Raw genomic sequence first — 16,384 nt, 5'->3', positions numbered from 1 at the left:
TCTCGAGGTGGCTTTCGGCCACGGCGTCACCCGACCGCGGTGCGCCGTCCCCCGTCGGCCTTCGCGCGGTACATCGCCGCGTCCGCGCGGTCGAGCAACGCGGTCAATGCGTCCGGGGACTCGAGGCGCGGCGTCGAGGCGATACCGATGCTCACAGTGATGGCGACACCGGCCGGGCAGGCGAGCGTGCAGTCGTGGATCCTCGCCGCGACCTCGTGGGCGTCGTCGCCGGGGAGGAGGATCCCGAACTCCTCGCCCCCGATCCGCGCCGCCACCGCATCGCTCGGGACCGCCGAGCCGAGCGCGGCACCGATCTGTGCCAACACCTCGTCGCCCCGCACGTGCCCGAACGCGTCGTTGATCGCCTTGAACTTTTCGATGTCGAGCACCAGCAGCGAGACGGGTCCACCGCCGCGGACGTGCTCGGATGCAATTGCCACCAACCCCCGTCGGTTCAGCAGGCCGGTGAGGCTGTCGCGGCGGGCGCCGATGGCGTCGGCGTTGAGCATCCGCACCCCCGGCAACACCACCAGCGGCACCGCGGTGACGATGGGCACCAGGACGAGTCCGCGGATCGCGACCAGCACCGGGTCGGTCCCGTCGAGCAATGAGGCGACCGCACACCAGATCATGGCGCCCACCGAGATCACGAAGTGCACCGTCACGGCCGGCGCATCGTGCTGGAAGGCGGCGTAGATGCCGTTCGCGGCGAGCAGCGCCAACCCCGGCCACGCGGTGAACGCATCGGCGTAGCAGAGCACGACGACGATGACCGAGAGGTCGCTGTAGAAGAGGAAGGCCAGCGACCACCGCTCGGAGATCTCGACCCCACGGAGCCACTGAGCGCCGATGAGCGTCGACGTCGCCGCCACGCCCAGCGCGATGGGCACCGAGAAGGCGACCCCGGTACCCGAGCCGAAGTAGACCGCGGAGAGCGCCGCCGCCAGCCCGTACACGAAGGAGCCCGTGCCGATGAGCAGCTCCAACGGCCGGCGCAGGCCGATCGCACGCGTGTACTGCACCGCAGTCACATAGTCCGACGGTGCACGCCACCACCGGACCACCACACGACTCCCCCGGGTCATCGGACAAGCGTACAAGCCTGTGCGGCGGGGCTACTGCGCGTCGACGTGCGCGGTGCCGAGGTTCACCAGGATGGCCCCGACCACGATGAACGCGATGCCCACCAGCGCGACGATCCCGAGTCGCTCCCGGAAGAACACCGCGCCGGCGATCGCGACGAGAGTCGTACCCGCAGCCGACCACAGCGCGTAGCCGATACCGATGTCGAGACCGCGGTCGATGGCCAGGCCGAGGAACACGACGCTGCCGATGTAGCCGACGACCACGATCACCGACGGGACCGGACGGGTGAAGCCCTCGGCCACCTTGAGCGACACCGCGGCCGAGACGTCGCACCCGATGGCGCCGCACAGCAGCAGCGCCGCCGCCGGCGTCATCCGAAGAGGTTGGGCAGCGTCGCCTCGTGGACCTCGCGCAGCTCGGCGAGGGTCACCGAGAAGTGATCCTGGATCTCCACCGAATCGCTGCCCTGGTCGACCACACCGATACGCGTCCACGGCATCTCGCGCGCGGTGAGCATCGAGCAGAAGCGTGTCTCCTCGGTGCGCGGTACGGCGACGAGCACGCGGCCGGCCGACTCGGAGAACAGCCACACGAACGGGTCGGCTCCCTCAGGAAGGATGATGCGGCAACCGGTCTCGCCCGCCAGCGCCGATTCGACGACGGTCTGGGCGAGCCCGCCCTCGGAGAGGTCGTGTGCCGCCGAGATCAGTCCGTCGCGCGACGCCGCGGTGAGGATCGACCCGAGCAGACGCTCGCGTTCGAGGTCGACCTCCGGCGGGACACCGCCGAGGTGATCGTGGGCCACCTGCGCCCAGATCGAGCCGTCGAGTTCGTCTTTCGTGTCGCCCAGGAGGATCAGCGTCTCGCCGGGCTCGGTGCCGATGTCGGTCGGGATGCGACGGTGCACGTCGTCGATGACGCCGAGGACGCCGACCACCGGGGTCGGGAGGATCGGGGTCGACCCGGTCTGGTTGTAGAAGCTGACGTTGCCGCCGCACACCGGGATGCCGAGCTGCGCGCAGCCGTCGGCGAGACCCTTCACGGCCTGCGAGAACTGCCACATCACCGCGGGGTCCTCGGGCGAGCCGAAGTTGAGGCAGTTGGTGACCGCCTTGGGCGTCGCCCCGGTGACCACCACGTTGCGGTAGGCCTCGGCCAGCGCCAGCTGCGCCCCGCGGTAGGGGTCGAGGTAGGTGTAGCGACCCGAGGCATCGGTGGCCAGAGCGATTCCGCGACCGGTGTTCTCGTCGATGCGGATCACGCCGCCGTCGGCGTTCTCGGCCAGCACGGTGTTGCCGCGCACGTAGCGGTCGTACTGCTCGGTGATGAACTTGCGACTGCACAGCGCCGGTGAGGCCAGCATCGTCAGCAGCGTCGAGCGCAACGCGTCGTCGGACTTCGGACGCGCGAGATCGGCGCTCCGGGAGGCGATCACGCCGTCCTGCCAGTCCGGCCGCTCCACCGGCCGCTGGTACACCGGCCCCTCGTGGGCGACGGTCCGCGGCGGCACGTCGACGACGGTCTCGCCGTGCCAGGTGATCTCGAGGTGCTCACCGTCGGTGACCTCACCGATGACGGTGGCGAGGACATCCCACTTGCGGCACACCGCGAGGAACGCGTCGACGTTCTCCGGCGTCACCACCGCGCACATGCGCTCCTGCGACTCGCTGGAGAGCACCTCGGCCGGGGTCATGCCCTCGGCTCGCATGGGGACGGTTTCGAGTTGGATGCTCATGCCGCCGTCGCCCGCGGACGCGAGCTCGGATGTGGCACAGGACAACCCGGCGCCGCCGAGATCCTGGATGCCCACGACCAGTCCTGCGTGATACAGCTCGAGGCAGCACTCGATGAGCACCTTCTCGGTGAACGGGTCACCGACCTGCACCGCGGGCAGCTTCTTGCGGTTCGGTCGCGACACTGGTCCAGCTCCGGCTTCGCCTTCGTGTCCGTCGCCGGTGTCGTCGAAGGTCTCCGACGCGAGCACCGACACGCCGCCGATGCCGTCGAGGCCGGTCCGCGCGCCGAACAGGATGATCTTGTTGCCCGCACCCGAGGCGAACGCGAGCTGCAGGTCCTCCACACGCAGCACGCCGGCGCACAGCGCGTTGACGAGCGGGTTGCCCGCGTAGCTCGCGTCGAAGACGGTCTCGCCGCCGACGTTGGGCAGGCCGAGGGAGTTGCCGTACCCGCCCACGCCGCGCACGACACCGTCGACGACGCGGCGGGTGTCGGGGGCGTCGGCCGCACCGAAGCGCAGCTGATCCATCACGGCGATCGGACGGGCACCCATGGCCATGATGTCGCGGACGATGCCACCGACACCGGTCGCGGCGCCCTGATACGGCTCGACGTAGGACGGGTGGTTGTGCGACTCGACCTTGAAGGTCACCGCCCATCCGTCGCCGATGTCGACGACGCCGGCGTTCTCACCGATACCCGCGAGCATCGACGACCGCATCTCGTCGGTCGTGGTCTCACCGAAATACCTCAGGTGCACCTTCGACGACTTGTAGCTGCAGTGCTCCGACCACATGACGGAGTACATCGCCAGCTCGGCGTCGGTGGGACGCCGGCCGAGGATCTCGCGGATCCGCGCGTACTCGTCGTCCTTGAGACCGAGCTCGCGGAACGGCTGCGGGACGTCGGGAGTGTCGGCGGCGACGGAAACGGTATCTACCTGTGCGCTCACAGCGACATCGTAAGTGGTCGGGTCGCCACGCTGCCGGTCGCGCCCGAGCGACCTCGCCGTCGGCCGCTCGGGATAGTCTGGCGGGCGCAATCGTAGGAATGTGCGGGAGCGTTCCCGCTCCAGACATGCCGGGGGTCGTGGTCGTGGTCGATATCCGTCAGGCACGAGCGCTGTTCGATCTCGGCGTGCTGTCGCTCGGCATCGAAGTCGACGGCCAGGAGGCCGTCCGCGATCCGAACCAGGCGAAGCTCGCGTTCCAGAGGGCCACCGAGTACGCACCGGAGATGTGCGACGCCTGGCTGGGCCGCCTCGCCTGCGGCGACGACGCCCCCGAGGCGATCATGAGCCTCTACCGCTCCCGCGGCGCGGTCAACGCCGAGCTGCGGCGCCTCGGTCTGCCGCCGCGCACCCTGGTCGGCCGGTTCGCGACCGGCCTCTACATCGACTACCCCATCACCGACACCGTCGAGATCGTCGCCGCCTACGCCGCGTCGCTCATCGGTGGACTCGACTACACCGGTGCCGAGGAGGTTCTCGACGAGATCCCCGCCGGCATCGACGCACCCATCGCCACCTACGTCCGGGCGATCATGCACTTCCGCACCCAGCGGTGGCCCGACGTGCTGACGATCCTGTCCAACTCGGGATCGTGGACCGATGAGTACATGCAGGCGGGCGCGAACGTGATGGCCGGTTCGGCGTGCGCACAGCTGGGCATGTTCGCCGAGGCGAACCGACGACTGTCCGAGGCCGAGACCGGTCCCATCCCGGCTGCGGCGACCGCGGCGATGTTCACCCACGGGCTCGTGCTCCGCGAGGAGGGCCAGGAGGACAAGGCCCGCGCGCTGTTCGAGCAGGTCTACTCCCGCGACCCGAGCTTCAGCGCGAACGCCGGCGCCCTGGCCGACCAGCGGTATCGCCTCGTCGTCGTCGAACCCGACCGCATCGCCCGCCGCACCGACCGCTGGGACCCGGCGTCGGTACCCGAGGAGACGCCGGCGTCGATCGCCGATCCGGTGACCGGGGCGCAGACCGATCAGCTCGCGGCGGCCAAGGCCGAACTCGAACGACAGGTCGGTCTCGCCTCGGTGAAGAGCCAGGTGGCGAAACTGTCGTCGGCCGTGGCGCTGGCCAAGGTGCGCGCCGACAAGGGACTCGCGAGCCAGTCGCGCAGCCTGCATCTGGCGTTCACCGGCCCTCCCGGTACCGGCAAGACCACCATCGCCCGCATCATCGCCAAGACCTACTGCGGGCTCGGCCTCCTGAAGACCGACTCCATCGTCGAGGCCAGCCGACGCGACCTCGTCGGCGAGCACCTCGGTTCCACCGCCCCCAAGACCTCGGCGGTCATCGACCGTGCGCTCGACGGCGTGCTGTTCATCGACGAGGCCTACACCCTCATCCAGACCGGTCTGTCCGGCGGCGACGCGTTTGGCCGGGAAGCGGTCGACACGTTGCTCGCCCGGATGGAGGACAACCGCGACCGGCTCGTCGTCATCATCGCCGGATACGACGGCGAGATCGACCGCCTGCTGTCGTCGAACGACGGTCTCGCGTCACGCTTCGCCCGTCGCATCCGCTTCGACTCCTACCGCCCCGAGGAACTCGCCGAGATCGCCGAGGTCATCGCATCCGCCCGCGATTCGGTCCTGCCCGCGGCGTCGGCGTCGGTGCTGCACCGCGCGTGCATCCCCCTCTACGACACCGTCGTGACCGACCAGAGCGGCCAGCAGGTCCGCCTGATCGACCTCGCCGGCAACGGCCGTTTCGTCCGCAACGTCATCGAGAGCGCCGAGGAGGAACGCGAGTTCCGCCTCAGTTCCGGGGACATCGACATCACCGAACTCGACGCCGACGCGCTCATGCGCATCGAGCCGCAGGACGTGCAGACCGCCGTCGACGGCATCATCGCGTCGATGAACCTCGACGCCCGCGTCCGCTGAGAAGGAGTCACCTCATGGGCCCAGCCCGACTGCAGGACACGATCGCCGTGGTGACCGGCGCCTCCAGCGGGATCGGCGAGGCCACCGCCCGGGCTCTCGCCGCCGAGGGCGCGACCGTGGTCGTGCTCGCACGCCGGCGCGACCGACTCGACGAGGTGGTGACCGCGATCGGGTCCGACGGCGGCACCGCCCATGCCCACGAGGTCGACGTGACCGATGCGTCGGCGGTCGCCGAGGTGATGGCGTCGATCGCCGAGCGCTTCGGTCGCATCGACATCCTCGTCACCAACGCCGGGTTCCTCGCCAACAGCCTCGCGCGCGACGCCGACCTCGACGATTGGCACCGCATGCTCGACGTGAACATCGGCGGCGTGCTCAACGCGACCCACGCGGCGCTGCCGCACGTGAAGGCCGCGGTCGGAGGCGTGCGTGGTGTCGCCGACATCGTGACCGTCAGCTCGCTCGCCGGTCGGCGGGTCCCCACCGCCGAGAGCAACGTCTACTCCGCCACCAAGCACGCGGTGAACGCGTTCTCCGAAGCGCTGCGCCGCGAACTCGTGGCCGCGCGGGTCCGCGTCGGGGTCGTCGAGCCCGGGGTCGTCCGCAGCGAGATGACCACCGGCGGCGGCAAGGGTGCCCCCGACGCCACGACCGGGGATCCGTTGCGGGCCGACGACATCGCCGACGCGATCGTCTACATGGTCACCCGACCCGATCACGCCGCGGTCAACGAGATCCTGATCCGGCCGACCGAACAGGAACGCTGACCCGCGAGGGGCCGCGTCACTCCTTCGGCGGTGTCCAGGCGACCTGGACGAGGCCCTCGCCACGACGCGACACGAGCATGCCCCGACCCGGTGGACGCGGCGCGCACTTGGTGGTGCCGAGCAGCACGCCCTCGTCCTTCGACGCACTCATCACCAGACCGTCGGCCGACAGGTCACGCAGGCGCGCCAGGATCGGGTCGAACATGGCCCGCGACGCGCCGCCGGATCGGCGGGCGACGATGAGGTGCAGACCGATGTCGCGCGCCTGCGACAGCAGATCGAGCAGGGGCAGCAACGGGTTCCCGGTCGCCACGGCGACCATGTCGTAGTCGTCGACCACGATGTAGAAGTCGGGTCCCTGCCACCACGAGCGGTCACGCAGCTGCGCCGGCGTGACGTCGGGCCCCGGTGCGCGCGATTCCATCAGCGTCGCGATCTCGGCGACCAGTGGTCCCAGTGCCTGCGCCGAGGTCGCGTAGGCGGCGAGGTGATTGCCTTCCACCTCGCCGAGCTGCGACCGCCGGTAGTCGACCATGACGATCTTGTTGTCGGCGGGGCGACCGTTCTCGACGAGTCCGCGCACGATGGTGCGGATCGCGTTGGTCTTGCCGCTCTCGGTGTCGGCGAAGAGCAGGAAGTGCGGCTGGGCCGCGAAATCGAGGAACACCGGGGCGAGTTCGGCCTCGTCGACACCGAGCAGCACCTGCGAGGGCCGCCGATCGCGGCCGGCGTACGCGGTGTCGAGAAGGGCGCCGCGGTCGATGGCCTCGGGCAGCATCCGCACCGCGGGGGCGCCGAGATCGGGGTAGAAGGCCGCCACCTGCTCGACCGCCGCCGCCACCCCGACCGACAGGTCCTGGGTGCTCGACGAGCCGTCGAGGCGGGGGATGCCGATCAGCATGTGCAGTTTGTCGGGGCTCAGTCCACGGCCCGGCCGGCCGATGGGGACGGTCGCGGCGATCTTGCGGTCGACCTCGGAATCGGCCGGATCACCGAGTCGCAGTTCGACTCTGGTGCCGATCAGGTCCTTGATCACCGGGCGGATCTCCATCCACCGCGATGCGCCGAGCACGAGGTGGACACCGAAGGCGAGGCCCTGGGTGGCGATCGCGTTGAACTGGTCCTCGATCGACTCGAACTCGCCTCGGATGGTCGACCATCCGTCGACCACGAGGAACACGTCGCCGAACTGGTCGCCGTCGAGGCCGGGATCGCCCGCCGCGCGCCGACGCCGGAACTCCTGCATGGAGTCGATGCCGAGCTCGCGGAAGCGACTCTCGCGCCGACGCAGGATGGTCATGACCTCGGCGACGGTACGTCGCACGCGGTCCTCCTCGAGTCGCGTCGCCACCGACCCGACGTGGGGCAGCCCGGCGAGCGCGGCGAGGGTGCCGCCACCGAAGTCGAGGCAGTAGAACTGCACCTGCAGCGGACTGTGGGTCACCGCCGCGGACAGGATGAGTGTGCGCAACGCCGTCGACTTGCCCGCCTGCGGACCGCCGATGACCGCGACGTGCCCCTGCGCGCCGGCGAGGTCCACGAACAGGACATCGCGGCGCTGGTCGTAGGGGCGGTCGACGACACCGATGGGCAGCCGCAGTGCGGAGTGTTCCTTCGAGGCGGCCGCGCGCCAATCCCGCACGGGGACGAGCTGATCGACCGGGGTCGAGTCCTCCAACGGGGGCAGCCACACCTCGTGGGCGGCGCGGCCGTGACCCTCGAGCCGCGACACCACCATGTCGAGTTCGGTGACGGTGCGACCGTCGCGCAGGATCGGGCCCGACTCCTCCACCGGCGCGGCGATCTCCTCGACCACCGGCGGGGGCGCGATCTCGGCGACCGACGTGGCCGAGAAGGCGCGCACGGGAACGACCGGTCCACGACCGGACGTACCGCGGCGGGTGCGTGCGGCGCGGGTTGCGACATACGGCCCCGACACGTACGAGGCGTTGAACCGCACCGGATCCGACGAGTCGCACTTGAGGTACGCCGAGCCGGGGATGGCGGGCAGGTGGTAGGCGTCGGGGACACCGAGAACGGTGCGGGACTCGCTGGCCGAGAACGTCTTCAGACCGATCCGGTAGGACAGATGCGAGTCGAGGCCGCGGAGCTTGCCCTCCTCGAGGCGCTGTGAGGCCAGCAGGAGGTGCATCTGCAACGATCGACCCAGGCGGCCGATCATGACGAACAGTTCGGCGAAATCCGGTTTCTGCGCCAGGAGTTCGGAGAACTCGTCGACGACGATGAACAGCGCGGGCAGGGGCGGGAGCGGCGCCCCGTTGAGACGGGCCTTCTCGTACTCGGCGACGTTGGCGAAGTTGCCCGACGCCCGCAGCACCTCCTGCCGTCGGTTCATCTCTCCCGCGAGGGCGTCGCGCATGCGGTCGACCATCGCGAGCTCGTCCTCGAGGTTGGTGATGACCGCCGCGACGTGGGGCAAGTCGTCGAGGCCGAGGAAGGTGGCGCCGCCCTTGAAGTCGACGAGGACGAGGTTCAGCGCGTCGGGCGAGTGCGTGGTCACCATCGACAGCACCAGGGTGCGCAGGAACTCCGACTTACCCGATCCGGTCGCGCCGATGCACAACCCGTGCGGGCCCATGCCGTTCTCGGCGGCCTCCTTGATGTCGATCTCGAGGGGCTGGCCGTCCTGCGTGACACCGACGGGCACCCGCAGGCGCTCACGGGAACTGCGTGTCCGCCAGACGGTGTCGGGTTCGATGGTCGCGGCGTCGCCGATGTGCAGCAGACGCATCAGACCCGGGTCGCGGGGCCCGCTGTCGGGTTCGAGGTTCACCAGCTGCGCCGCGGTGGCGAGCGAGTAGCGGGCCATGCGCCGCGCCACGGCCTCGGCCATCGGCACCGACACCCGGTCGTGCACGGCGAAGTTCTCCACCCCGAACGCCGACTTCGCGCCGACCGAGGGGCCGTCGATGACGAGTTGGGTGCCCTTGCGGGCGGCGAGCCCGAACTTCGGTGCGGTCAGGTCGAGCACGGTCACCGAGTCGAGACCGCCGTCGTTGATCACGCGTTCGTCGCCGGCGACGTAGCCGTCGGCGATCACGATCAGCCACTGGGCGCGCCCGTCTACCGGCGTCGCGTTGCGGGAGAACCGCGGACGCTCCTGCAGATCGAGGTCGTGGTCGGACTCGAACTCGCGCAGCGACTGGTAGAGCATGCGGACCTTGCCGACACCGTCGCGGCGTTCGGGGTGTCCGACGTGGGGCAGCCACTTCGCCCACGACCACTCGCTGCTGTCGGGGTCGGCGCAGATGACCGCCACGCGCACCAGGTCGGGACCGTGGAAGGTGGTCAGCTGCAGCAGGATCGACCGCACGAGGTCGTTGACCTTCGCGGTCTCGCCCTCGAGGTTGATGGCCGGGAACGCGCGCAGCGAGATCGCGGTGGGCAACCCGCGCACCACCGAGTGCATGCGGACGAACCGTCGCAGAGCCATCATCGACACCGGCTCGAGGTCCTCGAGGGGGCCGGTCTCCGGCGGCGCGAGACGCGTGGCCAGGCGCTGGGCGCCGATCCCGAGGCGGACGTGACAGAAGTCGTTGTCGTCGGTGCGGCGTTCCCACATCCGCCGCGACCCGATCGCCGGGAGGATCGACCCGGGTTCGGGATGCGACCAGAGCAGGGCCTTCAGTTGGTTGCGCGAGGTCTCCTCGACGTCGTCGCGGGTGCGCCCGAGATACCGGAGGTAGTCCTTGCGTTCCTCGTTCAGCTCGGCCGATCGCTGGCCTCCGCCGCGGCTGCCGCCCGTCGCGAACATCCCGACCATCGACATCAGCATCATCATCGGGAACAGCAGGGTCACCGGGTTGCGCAGAGCCGAGGACCCGGCGGTGAAGAACAGCGCCATCATGCCGACCATCGCGACGACCATCACCAACGGCAGCAGTCGCGTGACGATGCTCGCCGGGATGTTGCGGGGGATCTCCGGTGGCGGCTGAACGGCCAGCTCACCGCCGGGCAGACGGGGGCGGGGCGGACGTGGTCGACGGACAAAACCCTCGGTCGTCATCGACGCCCTCCCTGTGTACGAAATCGTGACGTCGGCTATCGTACGTTTCGCACAGATGACAGGGAGGGGCGGTCTTCCATGACCACATCGACGCCGGGATCCGCTCCGACGGGCGGCATCATCCCGGCCGGCTCCGGTGGTGTCCTGGCCGGGCCGCGCACATCTGGTCCACTCTCACCGTCGGCCGCCGCGGGTATCGCCCGCGCCGTCGAACCCGAACTGTGTCGGGTGTCGGTGTTGTCCGGCCGCACCCAGGTCGATGTCGCGCTGCCCGCCGACGTCCCGGTCGCCTCCCTCCTCCCCGAGCTCGCCGGACTGTTGCTGCGCAACCAGTTCGGTGAACCAGAACGCGTCCCCGACGACCTCACCGTCCGCTGGACGCTGGGCAAGGTCGGCCACGATCCGCTCGACGACGGTCTGTCGCTGGCCGAGTCGGGAGTGCTCGACGGCGATCTGCTCGTGCTGCGGTCGGATTCGACGACGGAACTCGCCACGGTCTATGACGACGTCATCGACGCCGTCGCCGGCATCACCCGACGTGAGTTCCGTTCCTGGACACCCGCCGCCGCACGATGGCTCGGTGTCGTCGCGTTCCTCGTCGCCGCGACCGCGGCGAGTGGCCTCGCGATCGCCGCCACCTGGAGCGAGCACCGCTACGACGTCGCCGCGATCGGCTTCGTCGCGTTCGCCCTGTTCGCGGTCGCCGGACTGATCGCCGGCAACTCCGCCGAACCCGACCGACTCGTGGGCGCCGCGCTGACCACCGGGTCCTGCCTCGCGGTCTTCGTCGGGTGCTTCGCGGTGCTGCCCGGAGACGACAACGCCGCCAACATCCTGCTGGGAGCGGGTGTCTCGACGCTCGTCGCGATCGTGGCGATGCGCACCACCACCGGCGAACCCTTCACGCACCTGGCGCTGGCCACCAGCTCGCTGCTGGTCATGATCGGCGCACTGATCGCCGTGGTGTCGGGCGAGAGTGCCCGTGAGACCGCCGCGATCGTCACCGTGGTCGCGCTGATGGTCGCGCTCCTCGCCCCGCGCCTGACGATCCTCCTGGTGCGCCTGCCGATCCCGTCGGTGCCCGCGGCGGGGGCGTCACTCGACGCCATCGACTCCCCGGCCACCGCCAATGTCAACGCCGGTGTCGCGGCGATCGGCGCGGTCGCCCTTCCCGAGGCCACCGCCCTCGAGGTCCGCGCCAAGGCCGCGAACGCGCACATGTCCGGGATGATGCTCGGCGCCGCCGCGGTCGTCGTCGGTTCCGCCGTCCTCGGTGCGGTCCCCCATCCCGACTTCTACTGGCAGAGCATGGTCCTCGGACTGCTGGTGTCGATGGCCCTGATCCTGCGCGGACGCTCGCACTCCGACCTCGTGCAGGCCACCGGGATGATCTCCCTCGGTGCGATCGGGGTCCTCGCGGTCCTCGGCGTGCAGACCGTCGCGGGCGGCGAGTGGACGCTCTGGGCCATCGGCCTGGGCATGCTGCTGGCACTGGTGGCGTTCGCCTTCGGGGTGGTGACCCCGTCGATGGAGTTCTCCCCCGTGCTGCGCCGGATCGGTGAATTCGTCGAGTACCTCATCATCGCGGTCACGGTTCCGTTGGCGGCGTGGGTGATCGGCGTGTACTCGCTGGCCCGAGGCTTGTGACGAGCGGTCCCGCGGGGCGTCTCGCGCGCCTCGCGCTGGTGGCCGCCATCGGTGTCGGCGGACCGTTGATCACCGTCGCGCCGGCGCAGGCGCTGCCCGGCATGGCGCGAGAACTCCCTCCGGTCATCACCGGCCCGATCCCGCGCGAGGGCCCCGTCGCGCCGCTCGTGCCGACCAAGCAGACCCAGGTGTGTGCGACCGAGATCGCCACACGCGGCGACTTCGTCTCCCCGCCGGCCGGTCTCGTCGCCCTCGACGTCGCCAAGGCGTGGGAGTTCTCCCGCGGCGCCGGACAGAAGATCGCGGTCATCGACACCGGCGTGTTCCGCCATCCGCGGCTGTCGGTGATCCCGGGTGGCGACTACGTCTCCGGCGGCGACGGCACCCGCGACTGCGACGGACACGGCACCATCGTGGCCGGTATCGCGGCGGGCAAGCAGTCGTCGGGTGACGGTTTCGCCGGTGTCGCACCCGACGCCCAGGTCATCGCGATCCGGCAGACATCGGAGTCCTACGCCCCCGCCGACGCCCGCCAGGCCGGCGACGACACCCCGATCAACGCCAACGGTTACGGCAACGTCACCACCCTGGCCCGCGCCGTGGTCCGCGCGGTGAACCTCGGTGCCGACGTCATCAACATCTCCGAGACGGCGTGCTTCCCGGTGAACGTGCCGATGCGCGACCAATCCCTCGGTGCCGCGGTCAGATACGCGTTCAGCCGCAACGTCGTGGTGGTCGCCGCCGCCGGCAACGTCTCGAGCCAGGATCAGAACTGCAAGACCCAGAACCCCGGCGCCAACGGGGCGCGGCTGGCCAACCCGTGGGCGTCGGTCTTGACGCAGTCGTCGCCGGCGTACTTCTCGCCGTACGTGGTGTCGGTGGCGTCGGTCGACCCCGACGGCCGTCCGTCGGATTTCTCCCTCGCCGGCCCCTGGGTGACCGTCGCGGCACCGGGCACCGACCAGGTGTCGCTGAACCTCACCGCCAACCCACCGCTCATCGACGCCGTGCAGCTGCAGGACAGGTCGCAGCCGATCACCGGGACCAGTTACGCCGCCCCGTATGTGGCGGGTCTCGCCGCGCTCATCAAGGCGCGCTTCCCACAGTTGACCGCCGGACAGGTGATCGACCGGATCACCCGCACCGCACACCACCCGTCGGACGGTCGCGACAACGCCGTCGGGTACGGCCTCATCGATCCCGTGACCGCGTTGACGACGACCACACCAGACTCCACCGTCACCGGTACCGACGTCGCCGACCCGCGTACCGGCGACACCCGCAACATCTACGCCGCGGAGAAGATCACCCCTCCGGCCGCCGCGCCCGCACCCGACCACACGCCCCGTAACATCGCCATCGGTGTGTCACTGCTGGCGATCGCGCTCGCCGTCGCCTCGTGGGCTCTCCTGCGCCGCAACGGCGATCGCCGTCGACTCCGCGAAGGCACCGACTACTGATTTCGAACAGCGACTGGGTGCTGAGCACAACCGACTTCCGGCTCCTCTGGGAGCAACAGGATGGGTCGGACTTCCCGCCCGAGCTCCTCCCCGTCGGCGACCCTGGTGACGACGTCGCCAAAAGGCGCGTCGATACGGAGCAGACACCACTCGCCGGCAGCAGCCTCGCAGCGATGACAGCGTTCACACGACCGAGCGTGTCGATAGGAGTAAGCGGGATCGACGCATCCCGCGACTTCGCCGACCCGATCCACCATCTCCACATCACCGCGGCCTGGCGTGCAGGCGCGGAGTACGCGTATGTCGCACGACAAAAGATGGGCGCGCACATCAGTAACGGCGCCGACATCACCGTGTCGCGCACCCTCGCCAGTTCCATGCCCGAGACCGTCGTCGACATGTTGCCGCGATCAAGCGGGGCCGGCCGCCTGCGAAGCGATACCGCGGTGGCGTTCGAGCGGCTGCCCCTCCTGGCTGAATCCACTGTTGCCGTGGTGACACGAGAGCGACCGAACATGGCTTCGGCGGCGTTCTCAACAACAGTCGCGCCGGCGACATGCGGCACCTTCCGCGTCCAGATCGGATCTGTCACCGACGGTCGCCGTCCGACGTCGATGGAAGCGCGGTATCGCGACATCGCGGAGGACGGTCGCTACCTGTTGATAATCGACGATCCTGGAGCTGCAATGCCCGTCGATTCCGTTACCCGGCAAAAATGCTCAACCGCGTGATCAATCTTCTCCGCAAGCGACACAAGCAGACAGCGATCTGAGGAACGGGACGTGATGAACAAGGGCGGCAAGGGAACCATCCGTTCGACGACATGCGCGTCGGTGCTGGGCCTGGTGTCGGTTCTGGCGATCAGCGCGTGCAGCTCGGGGAGCACAGGTGACACGCCCGTCGCGCAATCATCGAGTACCGGTTCGTCGGCGGGCGCTCCGTCGGAGTCGGTGCCGGCCGGAGTCGCGAAAGACAGCGTTTTCGACCTGAACTCGACCAAGGACATGACCGGGGTGGTCACCACGGTACCGATCAATAAGAGCCCGTATATCGATCACCTTCCTGACATTTGCCAGCTGATTCCCGATTCCGTAGTTCAGCGATTGGGAGCGACGCGCAAGAAAAAAGGATTTACCGGTACACGGCTCGTCACACAATCATGCCTGCTTCAGCCACCGCCTGGCGCCCTTTCGTACGCGATCTCTGCAAATATCTATGTGAACAACATTCGAGAGCTTATCGAACAGGCGAGCACTAAACTTATAGAAAGAGATGTTCCCCTATCGGCTCGCGTAGTCGCAACAGTATTTCAGAACTCTGGATCAGACCTGAACGACGGCGACGGATTTGAAACCTGCCGGGTCGCATGGGGGACGTTCTATGGCTCTGCCACTATTAATTTCAACATAAATCCGGGATTTTCTGCAGATACCTGCGCCAGGGCGATCGAAGCAGCCAAGGCAATCGCACCGTACATGCCGCAGAATCCGAGCCAAATGCGAGGGACGCCATGACCGACGGTCAAGTCACCTTCAGTACTGAAGCCGCAGAGCAGTTACAGTCCGCAGCAGGCGCCCTTCAGGAGGCAGTCGACCAGCTCCGTTTGATTTCTTCGGGCCTGGAACAGGTAATGGGCTGTGGGAATTTTCCCTCCGGTTCAGCAATCCAGGCTGCCCTAGTCGCGCTAGGGAAGATTGCCGTGGAGGCTATGCAACGTCTTTACTCAGTACTCCAAGAGATCGATCAATCGGTGAAAGCTGCAGGGAATATCATCGACGGTCAAGAGGAGGAATCCGCCGCAGCGATTCGTAATCCGAAGCCGTCAGGAAGCCCGCCGCCCGACCTGTCGGGGATCATGACCGGTGGCGCGCCGTCGTCCTCCAGCGGAACAACGTCCGTGCCAGGAATCGGTCCGCTCATCAACGGATTGGTGAACGGCACAGTCCACCAGCAGCAAAGCCCCCTAGGTGTGAGCGGCGGACTGCCCGGTCTGCTGGCCGCGCCTCCCGAGGCCCCGAAATCCCCAGGAGCGGACGCAGCGGGCAAGTTCCAAACGAACGCAGCGCCGGAGGCCTCGGGGGCGCTGACACTCGACGCCATCCTCTCTGCCCTGAATCCGTCGGACGCGGCGGCGCTGGTGAGACTCGCCGAGCAGTGGCAACAGGTCGCCGACTCGTTGAACACCGCGATTGCGGGTTTCAACGGCGTTTTCCAGAAGCTTCTCGGGGGCCCCACCTGGAACGGCTATCTCGCGGACACGATGCGAGGAAAGCTCACCGAGTTCACCACCAACGTGCAGGGTATCGCCGACCAATCGCACGCCAATTCGGGTGCGATCAACGTCTGGGCGACCGGTCTCGGCAACTCGAAGTCGGCGATCCAGCAGTTGGAAGGGGGCCGCGCGACAGCATGGGCGCGGCACCCCCGGAGACGAAGCTCCAGGTACAGCAAAGTTACGACCAGGCCGCCCGGATGGCCATCGACGGCACCTACAACCCCGCTGTGACCGCCGTCAGCAGTGGCCTGTCGAACATCTCCGACCCGAGCAGCCCTGTAGGGACCACTCCCCTCTTCCTCCCCGGAATTGGCCCCAACAATGGTGGAAGCGGACCCACGTTTGCTGCGGCGCCGTTCTCGGGCGGCGGGGGTGCGAGCGGTGGCGGCGGCGGTGGTTCCAGCAGCGGCGGCGGTGGTGGGGGCGGTGGTTCCGATGCCGCGGCCGCCCTGCAACGCCGCGCAACGACGGACGCAGCATCAGCCGCGAA

At 68.8% G+C, this 16,384-nt stretch carries 11 protein-coding genes; 7 read left to right on the top strand and 4 right to left on the bottom strand.

Features of this window, described 5'->3' with window-relative positions; translation table 11 throughout:
• Nucleotides 1-26: 26 nt before the first annotated feature.
• Genes ACQ7HM_RS14390 through purL form a run of 3 tightly spaced genes read right to left on the bottom strand, consistent with a single transcriptional unit; the run spans nt 27 to nt 3,775 of the window.
• The gene (locus tag ACQ7HM_RS14390) at nt 27-1,085 is read right to left on the bottom strand and encodes a diguanylate cyclase (RefSeq protein WP_434216913.1); all 1,059 of its coding nucleotides are present in this window, start codon (nt 1,083-1,085) and stop codon (nt 27-29) included.
• Nucleotides 1,086-1,115: 30 nt separating this feature from the next.
• Nucleotides 1,116-1,460, bottom strand: coding sequence for a DMT family transporter (locus ACQ7HM_RS14385; protein WP_434216912.1), 345 nt, complete (start codon nt 1,458-1,460; stop codon nt 1,116-1,118).
• A complete protein-coding gene (purL, locus tag ACQ7HM_RS14380; protein WP_434216911.1) occupies nt 1,457-3,775 on the bottom strand; it encodes a phosphoribosylformylglycinamidine synthase subunit PurL in 2,319 nt (772 codons plus the stop codon). Before purL ends, ACQ7HM_RS14385 begins: the two co-directional genes overlap by 4 nt.
• A 143-nt stretch (nt 3,776-3,918) precedes the next feature.
• Here purL and eccA point away from each other — a divergent pair, with 143 nt between their 5' ends.
• A complete protein-coding gene (gene eccA / locus ACQ7HM_RS14375; RefSeq protein WP_434216910.1) occupies nt 3,919-5,718 on the top strand; it encodes a type VII secretion AAA-ATPase EccA in 1,800 nt (599 codons plus the stop codon).
• Between the two features lie 14 nt (nt 5,719-5,732).
• The gene (locus ACQ7HM_RS14370; RefSeq protein WP_434216909.1) at nt 5,733-6,485 is read left to right on the top strand and encodes an SDR family oxidoreductase; all 753 of its coding nucleotides are present in this window, start codon (nt 5,733-5,735) and stop codon (nt 6,483-6,485) included.
• A 16-nt stretch (nt 6,486-6,501) separates the two neighbouring features.
• Here ACQ7HM_RS14370 and eccCa read toward each other — a convergent pair whose 3' ends face one another.
• Nucleotides 6,502-10,512, bottom strand: coding sequence for a type VII secretion protein EccCa (gene eccCa / locus ACQ7HM_RS14365; protein ID WP_434216908.1), 4,011 nt, complete (start codon nt 10,510-10,512; stop codon nt 6,502-6,504).
• Nucleotides 10,513-10,590: 78 nt separating this feature from the next.
• Here eccCa and eccD point away from each other — a divergent pair, with 78 nt between their 5' ends.
• Genes eccD through ACQ7HM_RS14340 form a run of 5 tightly spaced genes read left to right on the top strand, consistent with a single transcriptional unit; the run spans nt 10,591 to nt 16,125 of the window.
• Nucleotides 10,591-12,159 carry a type VII secretion integral membrane protein EccD gene (gene eccD / locus ACQ7HM_RS14360; protein WP_434216907.1) on the top strand — a complete coding sequence of 523 codons (1,569 nt, stop codon included), beginning with the start codon at nt 10,591-10,593 and terminating at the stop codon, nt 12,157-12,159.
• Nucleotides 12,156-13,619, top strand: coding sequence for a type VII secretion-associated serine protease mycosin (mycP, locus tag ACQ7HM_RS14355; RefSeq protein WP_434216906.1), 1,464 nt, complete (start codon nt 12,156-12,158; stop codon nt 13,617-13,619). Before eccD ends, mycP begins: the two co-directional genes overlap by 4 nt.
• A 17-nt stretch (nt 13,620-13,636) precedes the next feature.
• Nucleotides 13,637-14,350, top strand: coding sequence for a hypothetical protein (locus tag ACQ7HM_RS14350; RefSeq protein WP_434216905.1), 714 nt, complete (start codon nt 13,637-13,639; stop codon nt 14,348-14,350).
• 51 nt (nt 14,351-14,401) lie between these two features.
• Nucleotides 14,402-15,133, top strand: coding sequence for a hypothetical protein (locus ACQ7HM_RS14345; RefSeq protein WP_434216904.1), 732 nt, complete (start codon nt 14,402-14,404; stop codon nt 15,131-15,133).
• The gene (locus tag ACQ7HM_RS14340) at nt 15,130-16,125 is read left to right on the top strand and encodes a hypothetical protein (protein ID WP_434216903.1); all 996 of its coding nucleotides are present in this window, start codon (nt 15,130-15,132) and stop codon (nt 16,123-16,125) included. Before ACQ7HM_RS14345 ends, ACQ7HM_RS14340 begins: the two co-directional genes overlap by 4 nt.
• Nucleotides 16,126-16,384 lie beyond the last annotated feature (259 nt).

This window comes from Williamsia sp. MIQD14 (assembly GCF_051025635.1).
Classification (GTDB): domain Bacteria; phylum Actinomycetota; class Actinomycetes; order Mycobacteriales; family Mycobacteriaceae; genus Williamsia_A.
The sequence above is the reverse complement of the archived record's forward strand: the minus strand, read 5'-3'. Positions and strand labels throughout refer to the sequence as shown.

What these genes read in the sequence shown, in the direction of transcription:
- eccD (WP_434216907.1), top strand. Translation starts at nt 10,591, where the DNA reads ATGACCACATCGACGCCGGGATCCGCTCCGACGGGCGGCATCATCCCG.
- ACQ7HM_RS14385 (WP_434216912.1), bottom strand. Translation starts at nt 1,460, where the DNA reads ATGACGCCGGCGGCGGCGCTGCTGCTGTGCGGCGCCATCGGGTGCGAC.
- ACQ7HM_RS14370 (WP_434216909.1), top strand. Translation starts at nt 5,733, where the DNA reads ATGGGCCCAGCCCGACTGCAGGACACGATCGCCGTGGTGACCGGCGCC.
- eccCa (WP_434216908.1), bottom strand. Translation starts at nt 10,512, where the DNA reads ATGACGACCGAGGGTTTTGTCCGTCGACCACGTCCGCCCCGCCCCCGT.
- ACQ7HM_RS14340 (WP_434216903.1), top strand. Translation starts at nt 15,130, where the DNA reads ATGACCGACGGTCAAGTCACCTTCAGTACTGAAGCCGCAGAGCAGTTA.
- ACQ7HM_RS14390 (WP_434216913.1), bottom strand. Translation starts at nt 1,085, where the DNA reads ATGACCCGGGGGAGTCGTGTGGTGGTCCGGTGGTGGCGTGCACCGTCG.